Annotated in this window: 1 protein-coding gene; it reads right to left on the reverse strand. The window is 50.1% G+C overall.

What is annotated here, in order from left to right; all coding sequences use genetic code 11:
- The coding region (locus tag ACYQ2L_RS17195; protein ID WP_460058356.1) for an ATP-binding protein at positions 1–407 on the reverse strand (407 nt) is incomplete at its 3' end.
- Positions 408–455 lie beyond the last annotated feature (48 nt).

A 455-nucleotide genomic window follows, 5' to 3' on the forward strand; every position in this document is an offset into this window, starting at 1 on the left:
GCCGGATAATAGCCAACTGTGTAGCCATACTGGCAGGCCTGATGCCCCAGAGCTGATCCGAGGTAGCTCTTACCGCTGCCGGTAGGACCGGTTATCAGCACATCCTGTCCTTTGGGAATCCAGGAACAGTCTGCCAGCCGCAGGATCTGGTTCTTGTCGAGATTGCGATCGAGAGCAAAATTGATGTCCTCAATAGCGGCTGTATACCGGAACCTGGCAGCTTTAGAAAGCCGCTCAAGACGTCGATTATGTTTCTCATCCCACTCGGCATCGATCAGGTATGTGATAGCTTCATCGGTTGTGATGTTCATATTCTTCCCGGTTTCCTGCAGGGCACGGAAGGCTTGAGCCATTCCGTGTAGTCGCATGGTGGTCATTTTATTAATGGTTGCCTGATTATTATTCATGTCGATTTCCTATTTATAGAGTGCTGAGTCGCGAAGGTTCTTGTGGTC

Source organism: Spirochaeta dissipatitropha, assembly GCF_054657935.1.